At 29.5% G+C, this 17,599-nt stretch carries 17 protein-coding genes; 15 read left to right on the forward strand and 2 right to left on the reverse strand.

Going from position 1 to position 17,599, the window contains the following annotated elements:
• Positions 1 to 2 precede the first annotated feature (2 nt).
• The 11 genes from HNR33_RS03520 to pdxR all read left to right on the forward strand — a co-directional run bounded on the left by HNR33_RS03520 (position 3) and on the right by pdxR (position 11,799).
• On the forward strand, positions 3 to 1,229 hold the full coding sequence (locus tag HNR33_RS03520; protein WP_429080072.1) for a BaiN/RdsA family NAD(P)/FAD-dependent oxidoreductase: 1,227 nt from the start codon (positions 3 to 5) through the stop codon (positions 1,227 to 1,229).
• 127 nt (positions 1,230 to 1,356) lie between these two features.
• Positions 1,357 to 1,809, forward strand: a complete 453-nt coding sequence (locus tag HNR33_RS03525) for a hypothetical protein (RefSeq protein WP_429080074.1) — start codon at positions 1,357 to 1,359, stop codon at positions 1,807 to 1,809.
• Positions 1,810 to 1,930: 121 nt separating this feature from the next.
• Positions 1,931 to 2,590, forward strand: a complete 660-nt coding sequence (cmk, locus tag HNR33_RS03530; protein ID WP_429080076.1) for a (d)CMP kinase — start codon at positions 1,931 to 1,933, stop codon at positions 2,588 to 2,590.
• Positions 2,590 to 3,180: a lysophospholipid acyltransferase family protein gene (locus HNR33_RS03535; protein ID WP_429080079.1), complete on the forward strand. Its 591-nt coding sequence runs from the start codon at positions 2,590 to 2,592 to the stop codon at positions 3,178 to 3,180. The genes cmk and HNR33_RS03535 overlap by 1 nt, the downstream gene beginning before the upstream one ends.
• 11 nt (positions 3,181 to 3,191) lie before the next feature.
• Positions 3,192 to 5,156, forward strand: coding sequence for a bifunctional 4-hydroxy-3-methylbut-2-enyl diphosphate reductase/30S ribosomal protein S1 (locus HNR33_RS03540; protein WP_429080081.1), 1,965 nt, complete (start codon positions 3,192 to 3,194; stop codon positions 5,154 to 5,156).
• Positions 5,157 to 5,365: 209 nt separating this feature from the next.
• The gene (locus HNR33_RS03545) at positions 5,366 to 6,142 is read left to right on the forward strand and encodes a CheR family methyltransferase (RefSeq protein ID WP_429080083.1); all 777 of its coding nucleotides are present in this window, start codon (positions 5,366 to 5,368) and stop codon (positions 6,140 to 6,142) included.
• Positions 6,143 to 6,220: 78 nt separating this feature from the next.
• Positions 6,221 to 7,276 (forward strand): M42 family metallopeptidase, encoded by a 1,056-nt coding sequence (locus HNR33_RS03550; protein WP_429080086.1) that lies wholly within the window; start codon positions 6,221 to 6,223, stop codon positions 7,274 to 7,276.
• Complete coding sequence (locus HNR33_RS03555; RefSeq protein WP_429080089.1) at positions 7,267 to 8,289, forward strand: M42 family metallopeptidase; 1,023 nt, start codon at positions 7,267 to 7,269, stop codon at positions 8,287 to 8,289. Before HNR33_RS03550 ends, HNR33_RS03555 begins: the two co-directional genes overlap by 10 nt.
• Positions 8,289 to 9,287 carry a M42 family metallopeptidase gene (locus tag HNR33_RS03560; RefSeq protein ID WP_429080091.1) on the forward strand — a complete coding sequence of 333 codons (999 nt, stop codon included), beginning with the start codon at positions 8,289 to 8,291 and terminating at the stop codon, positions 9,285 to 9,287. The genes HNR33_RS03555 and HNR33_RS03560 overlap by 1 nt, the downstream gene beginning before the upstream one ends.
• 239 nt (positions 9,288 to 9,526) lie before the next feature.
• A complete protein-coding gene (locus HNR33_RS03565; protein WP_429080094.1) occupies positions 9,527 to 10,126 on the forward strand; it encodes a MerR family transcriptional regulator in 600 nt (199 codons plus the stop codon).
• A 182-nt stretch (positions 10,127 to 10,308) separates the two neighbouring features.
• The gene (gene pdxR, locus HNR33_RS03570; RefSeq protein ID WP_429080096.1) at positions 10,309 to 11,799 is read left to right on the forward strand and encodes a MocR-like pyridoxine biosynthesis transcription factor PdxR; all 1,491 of its coding nucleotides are present in this window, start codon (positions 10,309 to 10,311) and stop codon (positions 11,797 to 11,799) included.
• 4 nt (positions 11,800 to 11,803) lie between these two features.
• Here pdxR and HNR33_RS03575 read toward each other — a convergent pair whose 3' ends face one another.
• Positions 11,804 to 12,928, reverse strand: coding sequence for a potassium channel family protein (locus tag HNR33_RS03575; protein WP_429080709.1), 1,125 nt, complete (start codon positions 12,926 to 12,928; stop codon positions 11,804 to 11,806).
• Between the two features lie 237 nt (positions 12,929 to 13,165).
• Between HNR33_RS03575 and HNR33_RS03580 the strand changes: the two genes are divergently transcribed.
• Together HNR33_RS03580 and HNR33_RS03585 are read left to right on the forward strand one after the other, a co-directional pair.
• Positions 13,166 to 13,951: a hypothetical protein gene (locus HNR33_RS03580; RefSeq protein WP_429080097.1), complete on the forward strand. Its 786-nt coding sequence runs from the start codon at positions 13,166 to 13,168 to the stop codon at positions 13,949 to 13,951.
• Between the two features lie 186 nt (positions 13,952 to 14,137).
• Positions 14,138 to 14,275, forward strand: a complete 138-nt coding sequence (locus HNR33_RS03585) for a hypothetical protein (protein WP_429080100.1) — start codon at positions 14,138 to 14,140, stop codon at positions 14,273 to 14,275.
• 49 nt (positions 14,276 to 14,324) lie between these two features.
• Here the strand turns inward: HNR33_RS03585 and HNR33_RS03590 are convergent, their stop codons facing one another.
• Positions 14,325 to 15,518 (reverse strand): pyridoxal phosphate-dependent aminotransferase, encoded by a 1,194-nt coding sequence (locus tag HNR33_RS03590; protein WP_429080102.1) that lies wholly within the window; start codon positions 15,516 to 15,518, stop codon positions 14,325 to 14,327.
• Between the two features lie 329 nt (positions 15,519 to 15,847).
• Between HNR33_RS03590 and miaB the strand changes: the two genes are divergently transcribed.
• On the forward strand, positions 15,848 to 17,188 hold the full coding sequence (miaB, locus tag HNR33_RS03595) for a tRNA (N6-isopentenyl adenosine(37)-C2)-methylthiotransferase MiaB (protein WP_429080105.1): 1,341 nt from the start codon (positions 15,848 to 15,850) through the stop codon (positions 17,186 to 17,188).
• The gene (locus HNR33_RS03600; RefSeq protein ID WP_429080108.1) at positions 17,181 to 17,591 is read left to right on the forward strand and encodes a YlbF/YmcA family competence regulator; all 411 of its coding nucleotides are present in this window, start codon (positions 17,181 to 17,183) and stop codon (positions 17,589 to 17,591) included. Before miaB ends, HNR33_RS03600 begins: the two co-directional genes overlap by 8 nt.
• Positions 17,592 to 17,599: the final 8 nt, after the last annotated feature.

Consider the following 17,599-nt stretch of genomic DNA (forward strand, 5'->3'; position numbering starts at 1 on the left):
AATTGAATCAACAGATAGCAGTAATTGGAGGAGGACCAGCTGGCATGATAGCCGCAGGTACTGCAGCCTCTAGAGGTAATGACGTTTTTTTATACGAGAAGAATGATAAGCTCGGAAAAAAGCTTTTTATTACAGGAAAAGGACGGTGTAACATAACAAATGCTTGTGACATACAAGATTTAATAGAAAATGTTGTTGTGAACAGCAGTTTTTTATATAGCGCATTTTATACTTATACTAACGAAGATATTATTGCATTGCTTAATAAATATGGAGTAAAAACTAAGATTGAAAGAGGTAATAGGGTTTTTCCCGTAACAGATAAATCAAGTGATGTTATAAAGGCTATAGAAAATTATCTTGTTGACAATAACGTTCACATTGTGTTAAACAAGGAAGTAAAAAGTATATTAAAAACTGAAGATGATAAATTCAAAATATTATTTAATGATAGAGATGAAAAAATTTTTGATAAAGTTATTATTGCCACTGGAGGCAAATCATATCAGCAAACTGGGTCAACTGGTGATGGTTATAAATTTGCAGCTAGTTTCAATCATAAAATCATTGATTTGAAACCTTCCCTTGTCCCTTGCGAAATAAAGGAAGATTGGGTTCCTAATTTACAGGGTTTATCCCTTAAAAACGTGAGTTTATATGCTTATGTAAATAATAAGGTAGTACATGAGGAATTTGGTGAAATGCTTTTCACTCACTATGGTATTTCTGGACCTATAGTCTTGACTATGAGTAATTATATTAACAAGTATTTAGGTAAACATATAAAATTTAAAATTGATTTGAAGCCTGCTTTATCTGAAGAAAAACTAGAAAGTAGAATTTTGAGTGACTTTAATAAAAAACTAAATAAACAGTTTAAAAATTCATTGAATGAGTTATTACCTAAAAAGCTAATACCTATTATTTTAGAGCTTTCAAATATACCAGAAGATAAATTCGTTAATCAAATTACTAGAGAAGAAAGAAAATCGTTAGTAAAGCTTCTAAAAGGTTTTGAATTTTCTTTTAGTAAATTTAGACCACTTAATGAAGCTATTATAACATCGGGTGGAGTTTCTACAATTGAAATAGATCCATCAACTATGGAGTCTAAACTAGTAAATGGTCTTTATTTTGCGGGAGAAGTAATTGATGTGGATGCACTTACAGGAGGGTATAATTTGCAAATAGCATACTCTACAGGATTTCTTGCAGGCTCTAATTGCTAGATACTAAAATAATAAAAAACACTAGTATTAAAAAAATGTACATATGTACATTTTTTTTGTTTGTATGCATAACATATTTAAATAGGAAGCTTTACTTTAATAAAAGTATCTTTAAAAGGGGGATATCATGAAAAAATATAAAGTTTTATTCAACAAACTTGAATCAATAATACTTATGTTTTGTATAGTATGTGTTTTCTGCTTGATAATATCTCAAGGCTTTTTTAGAAAAGATACCGATCCAGTTTTTTTAAACTATAATCAATTAGAACAAGAAATTGGTAGTGAATCTAATATGGGTAAAGAATTTGGATATGTTATACTTAAAATAGACAATGTGGAGTTTGCTGACATAGCTGTATTAATAAATGGAGAAAGTAAATATAAATTCGAAGAAAATACTGAAATTAAGTTAAAAGTACATAATAATGATATTATAGGACTTGATAGCTCTATGTATGGGAAAAGTACAAAAATTAAAATCGTTGGAATCAGTAAAAATGTCATATTCCCAAAACTAAATACCGAAGTAATAACCAATAGTAGTCTAGACGTATTAGGCACTGTAATTTTAAATTAGCTTGAGTAGAAATAAAAATTAATATATAATAGACTGTAGAGTTATTTTTTGTTTTGTGGTTTCCAAACGCTTTTAAGCCACCTTGTTAGAGGTGGTTATGTTTTGTTAGAGGAGGATACATATGAAGAACTATGCCATTGCTATTGATGGACCGGCTGGAGCTGGGAAAAGTACTATTTCTAAGATATTAGCAAAAGAGCTAGGAATAGATTATATTGATACAGGTGCCATGTATAGAGCTTTAACACTAAAAATATTAAACACTGGTATTGACCTGTATGATGAAAAAAAGATAACAGAAGTTCTTAAAAATACTTCAATTGACTTTCGTAACAATCATATTTTTTTAGATGGAATTAATGTTGATGAAGAAATAAGAAATAATGAAGTGAGTACAAAAGTATCTATAATAGCTAAAATGATAGAAGTTAGAAAAATACTTGTTGATGTCCAAAGGAAAATAGCTAATAATAAAAGTGTTGTTATGGATGGTAGAGATATCGGTACATTTGTACTACCAAATGCTGAATTTAAATTTTATATTACCGCTTCAGTAAATGAAAGAGGTATACGAAGATTTAAAGAATTAAAAGAAAAAGGCTATGATGTGGAATTGAATAAAATTATAGAGGAAATTGAAAACAGAGATAGAATAGATAGTACAAGGGATTTTGCTCCTCTAAAAAAGAGTTTAGATGCGATTGAAATAGATACCACAGGTAAGTCGATTAATGAAATAATAATCCAAATACTTGAAATTGTAAAGAAGGGAGGTTACTAATGACATTCTATAACTTTGCTAGAGGTCTAGTATCTATAGTTTTTGGAGCAATGTTTAGAATCAAAATACAAGGAAAAGAACACATTCCTACAAAAGGTAGAATAGTGATATGTTCTAATCATGTAAGTCTTTTAGATCCTATTATTGTAGCCATCGCAGTTCCAAGGCAAGTATTTTTTATGGCCAAAAAGGAATTGTTTAGAAGTAAACTATTAGGAACAGTTATTAGAAAATTAGGAGCTTTTCCTGTAGATAGAGAAGGAGCAGACTTATTAGCAGTAAGAAGCTCATTGAAGATTTTAAAAAATGAACAAGCCCTTGGAATTTTCCCTGAAGGTACACGTATAAAAGAGCATGATATAAGTAATGCTAAACCTGGAATAGCTATGATGAGTATTAAAGGAAAAGCCTCTATTATACCCATTCATATAGACACTCAATATAAGGTCTTTAGAGAAGTAAAAGTAACTATAGGTGAGGCTGTTTGTCTAGAAGAATACTTTGATAAAAAGCTTAGTATTGAAGAATATACAGAAATAAGTAAAAAAGTAATGAATAAAATATATGATCTGAAAAGAACAGAAAAATAGGAGGTTACGTTTTGAGAGTTATAGTTGCTGATAATTCTGGTTTTTGTTTTGGAGTGAAAAATGCAATAGACTCGACACTTAATATTTTTGAAAGTGATAACAAAAATGTATATTCACTTGGTCCTCTGATTCATAATAATCAAGTAATAGAAAAACTTGGAGAAATGGGATTGAAAGTGATTGATGATATCGATAATATAGATAAAGGAAAAGTTATAATCAGATCACATGGAGTGCCATTAGGCATATATGAATTGGCACAAAATAAAGAAATAGAGATAGTTGATTGTACATGTCCATTTGTAAGGAAAATTCAAAAAAAAGTTAGCGAATGTTATGAAAAAGAATATACTATAGTTATTATTGGTGATGCAAAACACCCTGAAGTTATAGGTATTAACGGTTGGTGTAACAATGAAGCGTATATTGTTAATACTAAAGAAGATATTGAAGTTATACCAGATTGTGATAAAATATGTATTGTAGCACAGACCACAATAACTAATGATAAATTTAAAGAATTATCTCAACTGATAGTTCAAGAGCATAAAAATGTAGAAATTTTTAACACAATATGCAATGCAACTCAGCTAAGACAGGAATCGTGCAAAGAAGTAGCAAAAAAAGTTGATGCTATGATTGTAATTGGGGGGTATCATAGTTCAAATACTCAAAAGCTTGTAGAAATAAGCAAAGCATATTGTAAAGATACTTACCACATTGAAACTGTGGACGAGTTATTAATTGATGAAATAAAAAGATATGAAACCATAGGTATAACTGCAGGAGCATCAACACCTAAATGGATAATTAAGGAGGTATTTGAAAAGATGAACAGTATTGACAATATGGATGAAATGATGAAAGCTATTGAGGATTCTATGGTGAGGCTTCATAGAGGCGAAGTTGTAAAAGGAAAAGTAATATCGTTAAATGACGATGAAATAATGGTAAATATCGGGTATAAGTCAGATGGTATCATAAAAAGAGACGAACTATCAAATGACCCTAGTATAAAGCCCAGTGAACTAATTTCAATAGGTGATGAAATAGAAGTGTATATAGTTAGCTTAGATGATGGTGATGGTAATGTAGTACTCTCTAAAAGAAGAGTGGATAATATAAAAGGTTGGGAAGAAGTAGAAGATCTTTATAAAAATAAGAAAGATGTTAAGGTAAAGGTTACCGAAGTTGTAAAAGGAGGAGCAATTGCATTAATTAATGGATTAAGAGGATTCATTCCAGCTTCTCAAATTGCTGACAGATATGTTGAAGACCTTAAAACATTTGTAGGTAAAATGATAGATGTAAGAATTATAGAGTTTGATAAAGAGAAAAAACGTATTATTCTATCAAGAAAACAAGTTGAAAAAGAAGAATTAGAAGCAAAAAGAACTGCTTTATGGAATACTTTAGAAAATAATAAAGAAGTTGAAGGTGAAGTTAAAAGATTAACTGATTTTGGTGCATTTGTTGATCTTGGTGGAATAGATGGATTAATACACATATCTGACTTATCTTGGTCACATGTAAAACATCCTTCAGAAGTAGTGAAGGTAGGAGATACTGTTAAAGTAGTTGTTTTAAATATTGATAGAAATAAGAGTAAAGTATCTTTAGGGCTAAAACAAAGAATGCCGCACCCATGGGAAAATATACTCAGCAAGTATAATCAAGGAGATATCGTAGAAGGAACTGTAACTAAGCTTGTGGACTTTGGTGCTTTTGTTAGAATAGAGTCAGGCATTGAAGGTCTTGTTCATATTTCTCAAATATGTGATGAACACATAGCTAAGGTTTCAGAAAAAATAAGTGTTGGTCAAAAGGTAAAAGTTAAAATACTAGATATTAAAGAAGAGGACCAAAGAATGAGCTTGAGTATCAAAGAAGCAAATGAAAAAATCAACGAAGAATTAGAACAATATAATACAAATGAAGAAATTACAATTGGGGAAATTATTAATAAAACAGAATAATGAATTGTTAAAAAGAGGATAGAATTATCCTCTTTTTTGAGCTTCAAAAGAGTATAAAAATCAAATAATTGCTAAAAATAATAACGACCTCACAAAATACATCAAGACCCCCTTTACATTCTTTTCTGTGGTATATTGCCACAGTCTTTTTTTTTATGTTAATATAAAGTAAGACATAATTTATGATAACATTGAAAAGGGGTAAATATATGGACAAGTATGAAATTTTCAAAAAAAAAATAAACTCTTTAATAGGTATTGACTTATCATGCTATAAAGAGAAACAAATGAAAAGAAGAATACAATCACTTGTTACAAGAAATAACTTTAAAGACTTTGATGATTATTTTGAAGTACTAAAAACTGATAAAAAACTTTTTGAAGAATTCATCAATTATTTAACAATAAATGTATCAGAATTCTATAGAAATCCAACACAATGGGATGTACTTGAAAAAGATATCTTGCCTGATTTGATTAGAAAGAGTAGAGCTATAAATATATGGAGCAGTGCTTGTTCTACCGGTGAAGAACCATATTCGCTAGCAATGCTTTTATCCAGGTTTTATAATCTAAAAGATATAAGAATAATAGCGACTGATATAGATTTGGGAGCAATTGAAAAGGCAAAGATAGGTATTTATAACGAGAAAAGTCTTCAATATTTACCATCGGAATTTAAGACAAAGTATTTTGAAAGGATAGGTTCATCTTTTAAAATAAGTCAGGCAATAAAAGATTGTATTCAATTCAAGCAAATGAATTTACTGAAGGATAAATATCCTGAAAATTGCCATCTAATATTATGCAGAAATGTGCTTATATACTTTACTGAAGAAGCAAAAAATAACATTTATAAAAAATTCTACAACTCATTGAATAGTGATGGAGTTCTATTTGTTGGTAGCACTGAACAAATAATAATGCCAGAAAGATATAATTTTAAACCTGCTAAAACTTTCTTTTATAAAAAGATTGATATATAAAACTATATAAGGTTGATTTTTTATATTAATATTGAAGTATGCTATAATTAAATTAATAATATGAGAGGGGGAGAATAAATGCATATTAGGGAGTTTTTGAAACTTCTATCTGATAATACAGGGGTCTCAGGATATGAGCACTTAATATCAGATAAAGTTGTTAAAGCATTTAGAGATTATGTTGATGACGTATCAGTAGACAAGCTGGGTAATGTTATTTCAGTAAAAAAAGGTGAGCACAATACTAACAATATCAAAATTATGATAGCAGCACATATGGATGAAATTGGACTAATGGTTAAAGATATAGACGAAAATGGATTTATCAGATTTACAACAATTGGTGGCATAGATCCAAGAACATTATTAGCTCAAGAGGTTGTTATTCATGGCAAAGAAGAGATTTTTGGGGTTATAGGCGCTAAACCTCCTCATTTACAAGAAGCAGATGAAAGAGAAAAAGCAGTGGACATAGATGAATTAATGATTGATGCAGGTTTTAGTAAAGGAAAAATAAATGAACTTGTAAAAATAGGAGATATAATAACAATCAAAAGAGAGTTAATCGATTTGCAAAATGAGTATGTTAGTGGTAAAGCTTTAGATGATAGAGCTGGAGTAGTTACAATGCTTGAATGTGCAATGGAACTTAAAAAACTCAAGCATGAACCCGATGTGTATTTTGTTTCAACAGTACAAGAAGAAGTAGGCGTTAGAGGAGCAACTGTTAGTACATATAAAATAAATCCGGACATAGGGATAGCTATAGATGTTGGATTTGGTACAACTCCAGAATTACCTAAGGAGTATACGTTAGATATGGGGAAAGGGCCTGGCATTGGACTAGGTGGTAATATTCATCCTACATTAAGGGAAAAACTTACTGATATTGCAAAGGAGTATAATATACCTTTTCAATATGAAGTAGAGCCTGGTCCAACAGGAACTGATGCTAGAGCAATTCAGATAACAAGATGTGGAATACCAACCTTGTTAATCTCTTTACCTCTAAGATATATGCACACGTCTATAGAGACGATTAATATTAATGATATAAAAATGTCTGCTAAGCTTTTAGCCAGATTTATTTCATATATTTCAAGCGATAACTTGGAGGGATTATTATGTTACTAAGAAAATTGACAGAAGCTTCTGGAGTTTCTGGAAATGAAAAAGAGGTAAGAGAAATAATAATTGAAGAGATTAAAGATTATGTAGATGAACTAACAGTAGATAAAATAGGTAATATTATTGCATATAAAAAAGGAAATATTGATAATCCAAAAGTTATGATTGCAGCTCACATGGATGAAGTTGGACTTATGATTAACAAAATAGACGACAGCGGCCTTTTGAGATTTACGCCAGTTGGAGGACTAGATCAAAGAGTTTTAGTTTCTAAGCAAGTAAAAATTGGAAAAAACAAAATAAATGGAGTAATAGGTGCAAAGCCAATTCATCTTCAAAAGAAAAGCGAATGGAAAAAAGCTCTTGACTACAAAGATTTATATATTGACATCGGAGTAGGTAAGAGAGAAGAAGCAGAAAAACTCATAAAAATTGGAGACTATGTATCTTTTGCAAGTGAATATGTTGAGTTTGGTGATGGATTAATTAAAGCTAAAGCTCTTGATGATAGAGTTGGGTGCAGTATTCTGATCAATCTTCTCAAATCACAGACGCAATTGTCCATATATGGCGTATTCACAGTTATGGAAGAACTTGGACTAGTTGGAGCAGGACCAGCTGCTTATCAAATCAATCCAGATATTGGAGTTGTACTAGAAGGTACTACATGCTCAGATGTTTCAGATGTCGAAAGTCATTTTCAAGCAACAGAGTTAGGAAAGGGACCTGCTATTTCATTAATGGACAGAACAACATTCTACAATATTAATCTAAGAAAAAAACTTATAGAAGTTGCAGAAGAGCATAATATACCATATCAATACAGAAAGACAACATTTGGAGGAAATGATTCCGGGAGAATACATATCACAAAGGAAGGCTGTGTAACTACAACTATTTCAGTTCCTTGTAGATATATACACTCTCCAATTAGTGTGATGAAAAGAAGTGATTACGAAAACGCAAACACACTTTTACAACTCTTCATTAAGAAAATAGAAAAAGGAGGTATTTTATAATGACATTTAATGGGGATTTATTGAAAAGGTTAGTAGAAGTCTATTCTCCTTCAGGAGATGAAGAGAAAATAGCTGATGTCATCAAGAATGAGATAATAAACTATGTTGACGAGATTAATTCGGATAGTTTGGGCAACTTAATTGCAAGAAAAAAAGGAAATGGAAAGAAAATAATGATCGCTGGTCATATGGATCAGATTGGCTTAATGATTACTGATATAGATAAAGAAGGATTTTTAAGATTTACTAATATTGGAGGAATTTCGCCATATATTTCACTCGGTCAAAAAGTGATATTTAAAAATGGTACTATTGGTGTAGTATATATGGAGCGTACTGATGATATGGGTAAGCTTAAGCTTGAAAATATGTATATTGATATTGGAGCGAAAAAGAAAGAAGATGCGGAAAAGAAAATCAGTATTGGAGATTCATGCGTATATTTAAGCGGTTATTATGAAGATAGCAGCAGAATTACTTCAGGATGTTTAGATGATAGAATAGGCTGTTATATAATGATAGAAACCTTAAAAGAATTAAGTCATTCTGAAAATGATTTATATTTTGTTTTTACAGTACAAGAAGAAGTTGGGGTAAGAGGAGCAAAAACTTCTGCCTACTCAATAAATCCGGATATAGGGATTGCAGTTGATATTACTGGAAGTGGAGATACACCAAAAGCAAAAAGATTTGCAATTAGCTTAGATAAAGGAGCAGCAATTAAAGTTAAAGATCAAGGTATTGTAGTTCATCCTAAAATAAAAGAGCTAATGATTAATACTGCTAAAGAAAATAACATAGATTATCAACTAGAGATCTTAGAGTACGGTGGAACAGACTCGGGAGCTATTCATTTAACAAGAGAAGGAGTGCCGTCTGGAGTAATATCTGTGCCGACCAGATATGCACATACGCCATGTGAAACAATTTCTAAAAATGATGTCATTAGCTGTATTAAATTGCTTACTAAGGTTCTTGAAAAAGAGATTAATTTATAATTATTCTTATATTATTTATATGATTATTGTTTAAAAATGAGTGATACATATCACTCATTTTTTGTTATTAAAAAAAGAATGCCGCTGATTTTTATCAAAAAACATCTAAATAAACAAAAAAAATAATGTCTATGTTTAAATATATCAAAAAATAGAATAAAAAAAATTAAAAATAATAAAGGATAAATTAAATAAATAAAGAATAGTGTAAATAGTATTAATAACTTAGGAGGGATTAGATGAACGATTACGACAAAGAATACGCAATATCAGAAATATCAGAAATATGTGGTTATCCTGCTCATGTTTTGAGATATTATGAAAAAGAGTTTGAACTTGATATACCAAGAAATGCAGCAAACCATAGATATTATACTTACAAAGAAATAGAGACATTTAATTACATAAAAACTCTCCAAGAGAAAGGCTTTACAAATAAGCAGATTAAATTAATCATGAACTCTCCAGAGGTATTACTTAGTGGAGAAAATGAAGCTGCTGTAACATCTCTAAGTAAAAATGAAGCGGGTATGGTATCTACTTATGATGATATCTTCAACTTTATAAGGGAACTATTCATAGATGAATTGCAACCGAAACTAATAGATAGAGAGAATAGCAGTTTGACTGCTATAAATGAATTAAAAAATGAAATTATTGAGCTAAGAAATGAGGTAAATAGCAAAGAAAGAGATGTTTTGGTTTGTGAAAATGCAAAATTAAAGATGAAAGTTAAAGAAAAAGCTTATGAAGTAGCTGATCTGAAAGAAAAGCTAAAAAGAGAACAGGAATCAAATAAAAGTATATTTAAGAAAATTTTAGGAATAAAGAAAGCCTAATTTCGGATTTCAAGTAAATCAATATTTAACCTAACAAAATAAGTTAGGTTTTTCTTTTTTTATGGTGAGTTTAATTTGAAAAAACAATTAGTTTTGATACAATATATGTATACGATTATTGTATGGGAACAATTATGTTCGTATATAATATTAAAAAATCAATGTATTTAGTGGAGGTAAATATGAGTAGTTTTGAAGATATACATTTAGACAAAAATGATGAGCAGTATCTATACATGCAGCTTTACGAAAAGATGAAATCAATGATAGAATATCGAGCAATCGAGCCACACACCAAATTACCTACAATAAGGTATTTAGCTAATACGTTGGGAATAAACAACGTAACCGTAGTAACTGCATATAATTTACTTGAAAAAGAAGGATATATATATAAAAAAATTGGTAGTGGATCCTATGTTCAAGATGTTGAATGTAAGAAAATTAATTGTGAGATATTTGATGAAGAAATAAATTTATCTAGTGAAAATAACTATGAAACAGATATAGGTAATGACAAAGAGGAAGTAATTAACTTTGGGAGCATTGCTCCTACATCAGATCTATTTCCTGTAGATGACTTTAAAAACGCACTCAATGAAATATTAGATAGAGATAAAGGCCGAGCATTTGCTTATCAAGAAGGTCAAGGATATTACCCTCTAAGAAGCTCTATTAAAAAATATATAGAAAATTATGAAGTTATAGTAGATGAGGACAGCATTCAAATAATCTCTGGAGCTCAACAAGGGATAGATATATTGTCAAAAGCACTAATTGATTATGGTGATATTGTTTTTACTGAAAGTCCTACATATAATGGGGCTATTGCTGTTTTTAAATCAAGGTCGGCTAAAATTGTTGAAATCCCGATACAACCAGATGGCATTGATATTAAAGAACTTGAAAATAAACTAAGAAGCTTCAAGCCCAAATTTATATATGTAATGCCTAACTACCAAAACCCTACTGGTTACTCGTATTCAGAATATAAGAAAAATAAATTAATTGAATTAGCTAATAAACATGACTTCTATATTATAGAAGATGATTATCTTAGTGATCTAATGTACCCTAACAACAAAAACTGCATTCTTAAGTCATTAGATAGTGAAGACAGAGTTATATACATTAAGAGTTTCTCTAAAATATTTATGCCTGGTCTTAGATTGGCCTTTATGATAATACCGAGATCAATTTATAGTGAAGTTTTATCTGCTAAGCATATCTCTGATATATCTACCTCTGGAATTATACAAAGAGCTTTTGAATTATACCTTACTAAAGGGAGCTGGCAGAGACACATTAACTATGTTAACTCAATCTATATGAGAAGATACAATATAATGATTGATAGCATAAAAAAATACATGCCAAAAGAGATAAGTTATTCAATGCCTAAAGGTGGACTTAATTTTTGGCTAGCTTTGCCAAATGGTTATTCAGCTAATGAACTTTACAACGTGTGTCTAAAAAATAAAATCACTATTGCACCAGGATCTATATTCGACTCTTCACGAAAAGATAATCAGTTTTTTAGATTAAGTATAGCATCAGTAAATGAGGATAATATCAAGCAAGGGATAAGAAAACTATCTCAAGTTATTTCTTGGTTTGTTACGAACTATGAAAATAAACATATATCTATTAACATGTATGATAAATTCTTTTAGTTTATCAATTTAGTTTTTTTCTGGCAATATAAACTAACTCATCACTTTTTTTAATGATGGTATCTTTAAATGGATTAATATTGATTTTGTTATTTCTTAAAAAACCTATTATAGTAACATTTTTTTGGAGAAATTCATTTACGATTTCTCCATATGTTTTACCTATATTTTTTTTATCTATAGATATTTGATATAATTCATTTCCATATGAATTGGTTATTAATTCTTTAAATGCAAGATTAACTCCTTTGTACAAGATACTTCTTACTAACACCTTGCTTTCAATTTGATTGCTAATGATGATGTCACTCACATTAGCTCTTTCAAAATGCACTTTATTTGCAGGGCTCATTACTTCTGCAACTAAAAAAATATGTGGGTTCATTCTATCTATAGCTAAGCAAATAAGTACAGATTTAGCATCAATTAATTCTTGATTCTCTAGATTTTTATCTGCAAGTACTAAAGCAACTTTTGCATCCTTAATATTCGCTCTAGATAAAACTTTATCTTCCCATGCATCTCCTTTTATATAAGAAACATTTTTATTATTATAAGGATTATGTTCAAAATGATCAATTAATGTAATTTGTAAGTTTGTATCTTCATTAAGCAATTCCTCTATAATAGATTTAGCTCGATAATTCCATCCAATAATTACAATATGTTCTTTAAAGTTAACATCCAAAAGTCCCATCCCCTTTTTTAAATTTCTTTCCACAAGTATAGAAGCGACTGATGCGGTAATGAAGCCAAAAATTCCAATTCCAATCAACATCACACTAATTGCAATTAAGCGTCCCACTTTTGTAACTGGATAAATATCTCCATATCCTACTGTTGTGCTAGTCACAAAGCCCCACCACAAGGAATCTCCTATTGAATTAATATTTTGATTGTATTTTGACTCAAAGATATAGAATAAAGTTGAAAAAATGAATATAAATATTATTACTAAAGCTAAAGATTTATATACTTTCGTATCTTTTAAAGAAATATGAACTTTTTTGATAAAAGTGTATAGATTTATAATATTAACACCACCTACATCTCTTCTAAACCAAGTTAGTTGTCTTTTTGCAAATCTTCTAGAATCTCTTTTTAATATATAGACAGCAACATAAAAAATTCATAGCTAGATAATATTATTATGTACACAATTTTAAAAAAACCAATAGAAACTTATTTTTTGTCTAAAATGCTTAATAATTTGGCGAAAATAAGAGCAAAATGATTAAAACTGTAAATATATCGTCTATTTCCCTGGGAATAGGTTAAAATCATAAATTTTCAACAACTTACACAAATAAATACAAATATTTATTATGAATTAATGAAAAAATAAAAGAAAGAAAGGAGAATTAACATGTACTCTAATACAAAAAAAAACATTAGATTACCTGATGAAGTAGAATTCTTCAAAAAAAATAATATAAAAAAAAGTGATCCAATAAAGAGAGAAATCTTTAGTTTTAGTGAATTAGTATACATCATGGATAACATATCTCCATTTTCAGTTGATCCATTTGAATATTTCAACTACTCTGGTAATAATAGCTTAAGTACTAATTTGCTTAATCTATTAGCATTAAGTTATATAGGAAATAAAGTATACATGCAAGAAAAAGATGATAGTAACTTAAACACAAATGTTTATATAAGTTTGCAAGATATATATTATACTCACAGTTTTATTTATCATTTTTTTGATTTTGATAGACCAATATTAGACAACAAACGTGATGATATAATATGGATTTATCCAAAACTTAGAATGAAAAGATTTCTAGCAAATAGTTTGTTTAATAAAAAATATATTAATTATTACTTTGAAAAGTCTACTCTTAATAAATTGATATTAATAATGTCTGGTTTCGTAAAATATGAATATAAAAATTCTGATGATACAATATTGAATCAAATTGAACAGTTGAACTATCCAACACTAATTTTAGCAAATATTAGCTTATATGAAAAAGGGATTCTTAAACTCACTGATGATAAGCACGGTATAGGTATAATGATTGATATGAATGCCGAGAAGAAGGATGAAAAAGTATTTACTGATAACGAATATGAACTAAAAAAAGCAATAATTAGCCTTGTAAATTCAACAGAGAATTCAAACTACACAATAAATGATTTTCTTTAACAATACAATGCAAGTTTACTTGCATTGTATTGCACAGATGATGCTAATAACCTCATGTTTTTAATTCAAAACAATTAAATTGCAATTTGATCGTTTTGAATATGCAAATTTCTGAAATTTAAATTGACTTCCCTTACTTTTTATGGTACAATAAAGTTACAATAAAAGAAAAAAAGGGGTGGTCTTATGATAAAGAATTTTGATACTCATTTTGATAATAACATTAATAAATGTGGTACTATAACTTGCATTCATAATGTAGACGGTTATTGTAATGCAGATAACTGTGACATATACGAAAGAACTTTAAAACAAGAGCATTAGAAATAAAAAAAGAGGAAGTATAACCTTCCTCAACTATTGCTTCTTTTATCTATTTTCTATTAGGATATGATTTTAACCCTTCTTTTAAAATGTTCATAGCTTTTTTAAGAGCGTTTTCATTAAGCACATAAGATATTCTTACCTCATCAGTTCCAAGCCCTGGAGTAGCGTAAAATCCTTCAGCAGGAGCCAGCATGACAGTCTCGTTATCTATATCAAATTCTCTTAGCAACCAAACAACGAATTCTTCGGCACTATTAACTGGTAATTTAGCAATTACATAAAATGCACCATGTGGCTTTTCACAAATAACGCCCTCCATCTCATTAAGAGCGGTATATACAATATCTCTTCTTTTTTTGTATTCTTCAACAGTTTCATTAAAATAGTCACTAGGAACATTGATTAATGCCGCTGCTCCAATTTGTTCTATAGTTGCAACACAGAGTCTGCTTTGACATAGCTTTAATATCTGCTTCATCAATTCTTTGTTTTTTGATGCAATAGAACCGATTCTTGCACCACAAGCACTGTATCTTTTTGATATACTGTCAGTAATTATTATTCTGTCGCTGATTTCACCTAAATGTGCGAAACTCATATATTCAAAACCATCATATATAAACTCTCTATAAACTTCATCTGCAATTATATACAAGTCATGTTCTTTAGCTATTTCACCTAACATTCTTACTTCTTCTTTTGTGTATATAGTACCTGTAGGGTTTCCTGGGTTAGACACTAAAATTGCCTTTGTCTTTGGAGTTATTAGGTTAACAATTGAATCTTTATCAGGTAGATGGAATCCATTCTCTGCTTTTGTTGTTATAGGTCTTATCCTAACCCCTGCAGTATTTCCGAAACCATTGTAATTAGTATAGAATGGTTCAGGAACTAGAACTTCATCATTATAATCGCATACTGCCAATAAAGAGAAAACTAATGCCTCGCTTCCTCCGTTAGTAATTAAAATTTCATCTTCTTCAAAGTTAATATCATATTTCTTATAATACTGTATAAAGCTATTTATTAGTTGGGGGATACCTTGAGAGAAAGAATAGGCTAAAACTTTTTCATCAAAATTTTTAATTGCGTCAAAAAATGAACTCGGTGTCTCAATATCTGGCTGCCCTATGTTTAGATGGTATACTTTTTTGCCTCTTCTTTTAGCTTCCTCAGCGATTGGTACTAGTTTCCTGATAGGTGATTGCTGCATAGACATAATTCTCCCTGAAAACCTCATAAAAAGACCTCCTCTTAATATTATTTTTAGAAAATAATAAATGATGTAATAGATGTTATATAACTAGAATTTAGAGTCTATATTGAATTTTCTCAATATTATAATAACATAGTTGATATAAAAAAGATAGCGCAATAATCAAGGTTTGAGGTTAGGAAATATAAAAAATTGTTAACAATTAACAGCACTGACATTGATCATGTTATTTTTCATGAAGGTATATTCAGCACCTTCTTTTTTTAGTTGTAGTCTGTTATAATAAATGTTAATTGTAGAGATTATAATAGTATGAAATATATGATATATGTATATAATGAGGAGGAAACTTTATGTTAGGGAATAATAAAAAATATATAATAACGACATGGGGCTGTCAAATGAACGAACATGATTCGGAAAAAATGTCTGGTATTCTGGAAACTCTAGGTTATAAGCCTACACAAATAAAAGATGAAGCTGATATAATAATATTCAATACTTGTTTAGTTAGAGAGAATGCAGAGCTTAAAGTATATGGAAATCTTGGTGAATTAAAATCATTAAAAAGAGAAAAACCTGATTTAATAATTGCAATATGTGGATGTATGATGCAAAAACAAGAAGTAAGAGATTTGATTAAGCAGAAATATAGGTTTGTCGATATTATCTTTGGAACACATAACCTGCATAATTTACCTGAATTCATTGCAAATCACAATCAGACATCTAGAATGATTGTTGATGTATGGGAAGATGGTGGAGAAATAATTGAAGGAGTACCTGCACATAGAAAGTTTGGGTACAAGGCTTTTGTTAATATAATGTATGGATGCAATAACTTCTGTACCTATTGTATTGTTCCTTATACAAGAGGAAGAGAAAAGAGTAGAAGACCTGAAGATATTTTAAATGAAATAACCACCCTAGCTAATGAAGGGTGCAAAGAAGTAACTTTATTGGGTCAAAATGTCAATTCATATGGAAAAACTTTAGATGAAAAAGTTTCGTTTGCTCAACTATTGAGGATGATAAATAATATAGATGGTATCGAAAGAATTAGATTTATGACATCACATCCAAAAGATTTGTCTGATGAATTAATATTTGCTATGCGCGATTGTGACAAAGTATGTGAACATCTACATCTGCCTTTTCAATCTGGTAGTAATAAAATATTAAAAATTATGAATAGAAAATATTCAAAAGAACAATATCTTGACTTAGTTGAAAAAATAAAAAAAGAAATACCTAATATATCATTAACTACGGATATTATAGTTGGCTTCCCGGGTGAAACAGAAGGAGATTTTTTAGAGACATTAGAAGTAGTAGAAAAAGTAAAATTTGATTCAGCATTTACTTTTTTATATTCTATTAGAGAAGGAACTCCTGCTGCAAAAATGGAGAATCAAGTGCCAGATGACACTAAACACAGCAGATTTAACCAACTATTAGACACACTTCATCCTATAAGCTATGAAAATAATATCAAACTAAAAGATAGCATACAAGAAGTTTTAGTAGAAGAATTAAGTAAAACCGATGAATCTGTATTAAGTGGTAGAACCAGGTCGAATAAGCTAGTGCATTTTAAAGGAAACAAGGACTTAATTGGAAGTTTAGTTAATGTAAAAATAGACACATGCAAGACTTGGACATTGGAAGGATATATAGTTGATGAAAATGAATAAAGCAAACCCACTAGATAAAGCAAGAGAGTTAGGTCAAGCAATTTTTCAATCAAGTGAATACTTAGCTTTAAGGAAAGCTGAAGCAGAATTTCATGACGATAAGGATGCTGCTAGTTTATTAAATGATCTTAAGATTGCAAAGGAAAGATACAGTAATTTCTTTAATAATGAATTTAGTAATTGCAATGATTATAGTGAACCGCAGCTGAAGAATCAAATTGATACACTTCAAGACAAAATTAATCATAACTTGGCCATACACAATTTGTATAAAGCTCAGGAAAATTATGATATTCTCATTAAAAATATAAATAATATAATTAACTACATTACTGGAAAAGAAAAGAAACAATGTTCAAGCAGCAAATGTATTTCATGCAGTTGTAGTAAGAAAAACAAGTAGCAAAAAAA

It is taken from the genome of Brassicibacter mesophilus, from assembly GCF_050433385.1.
GTDB lineage: Bacteria > Bacillota > Clostridia > Tissierellales > Proteiniboraceae > Brassicibacter > Brassicibacter mesophilus.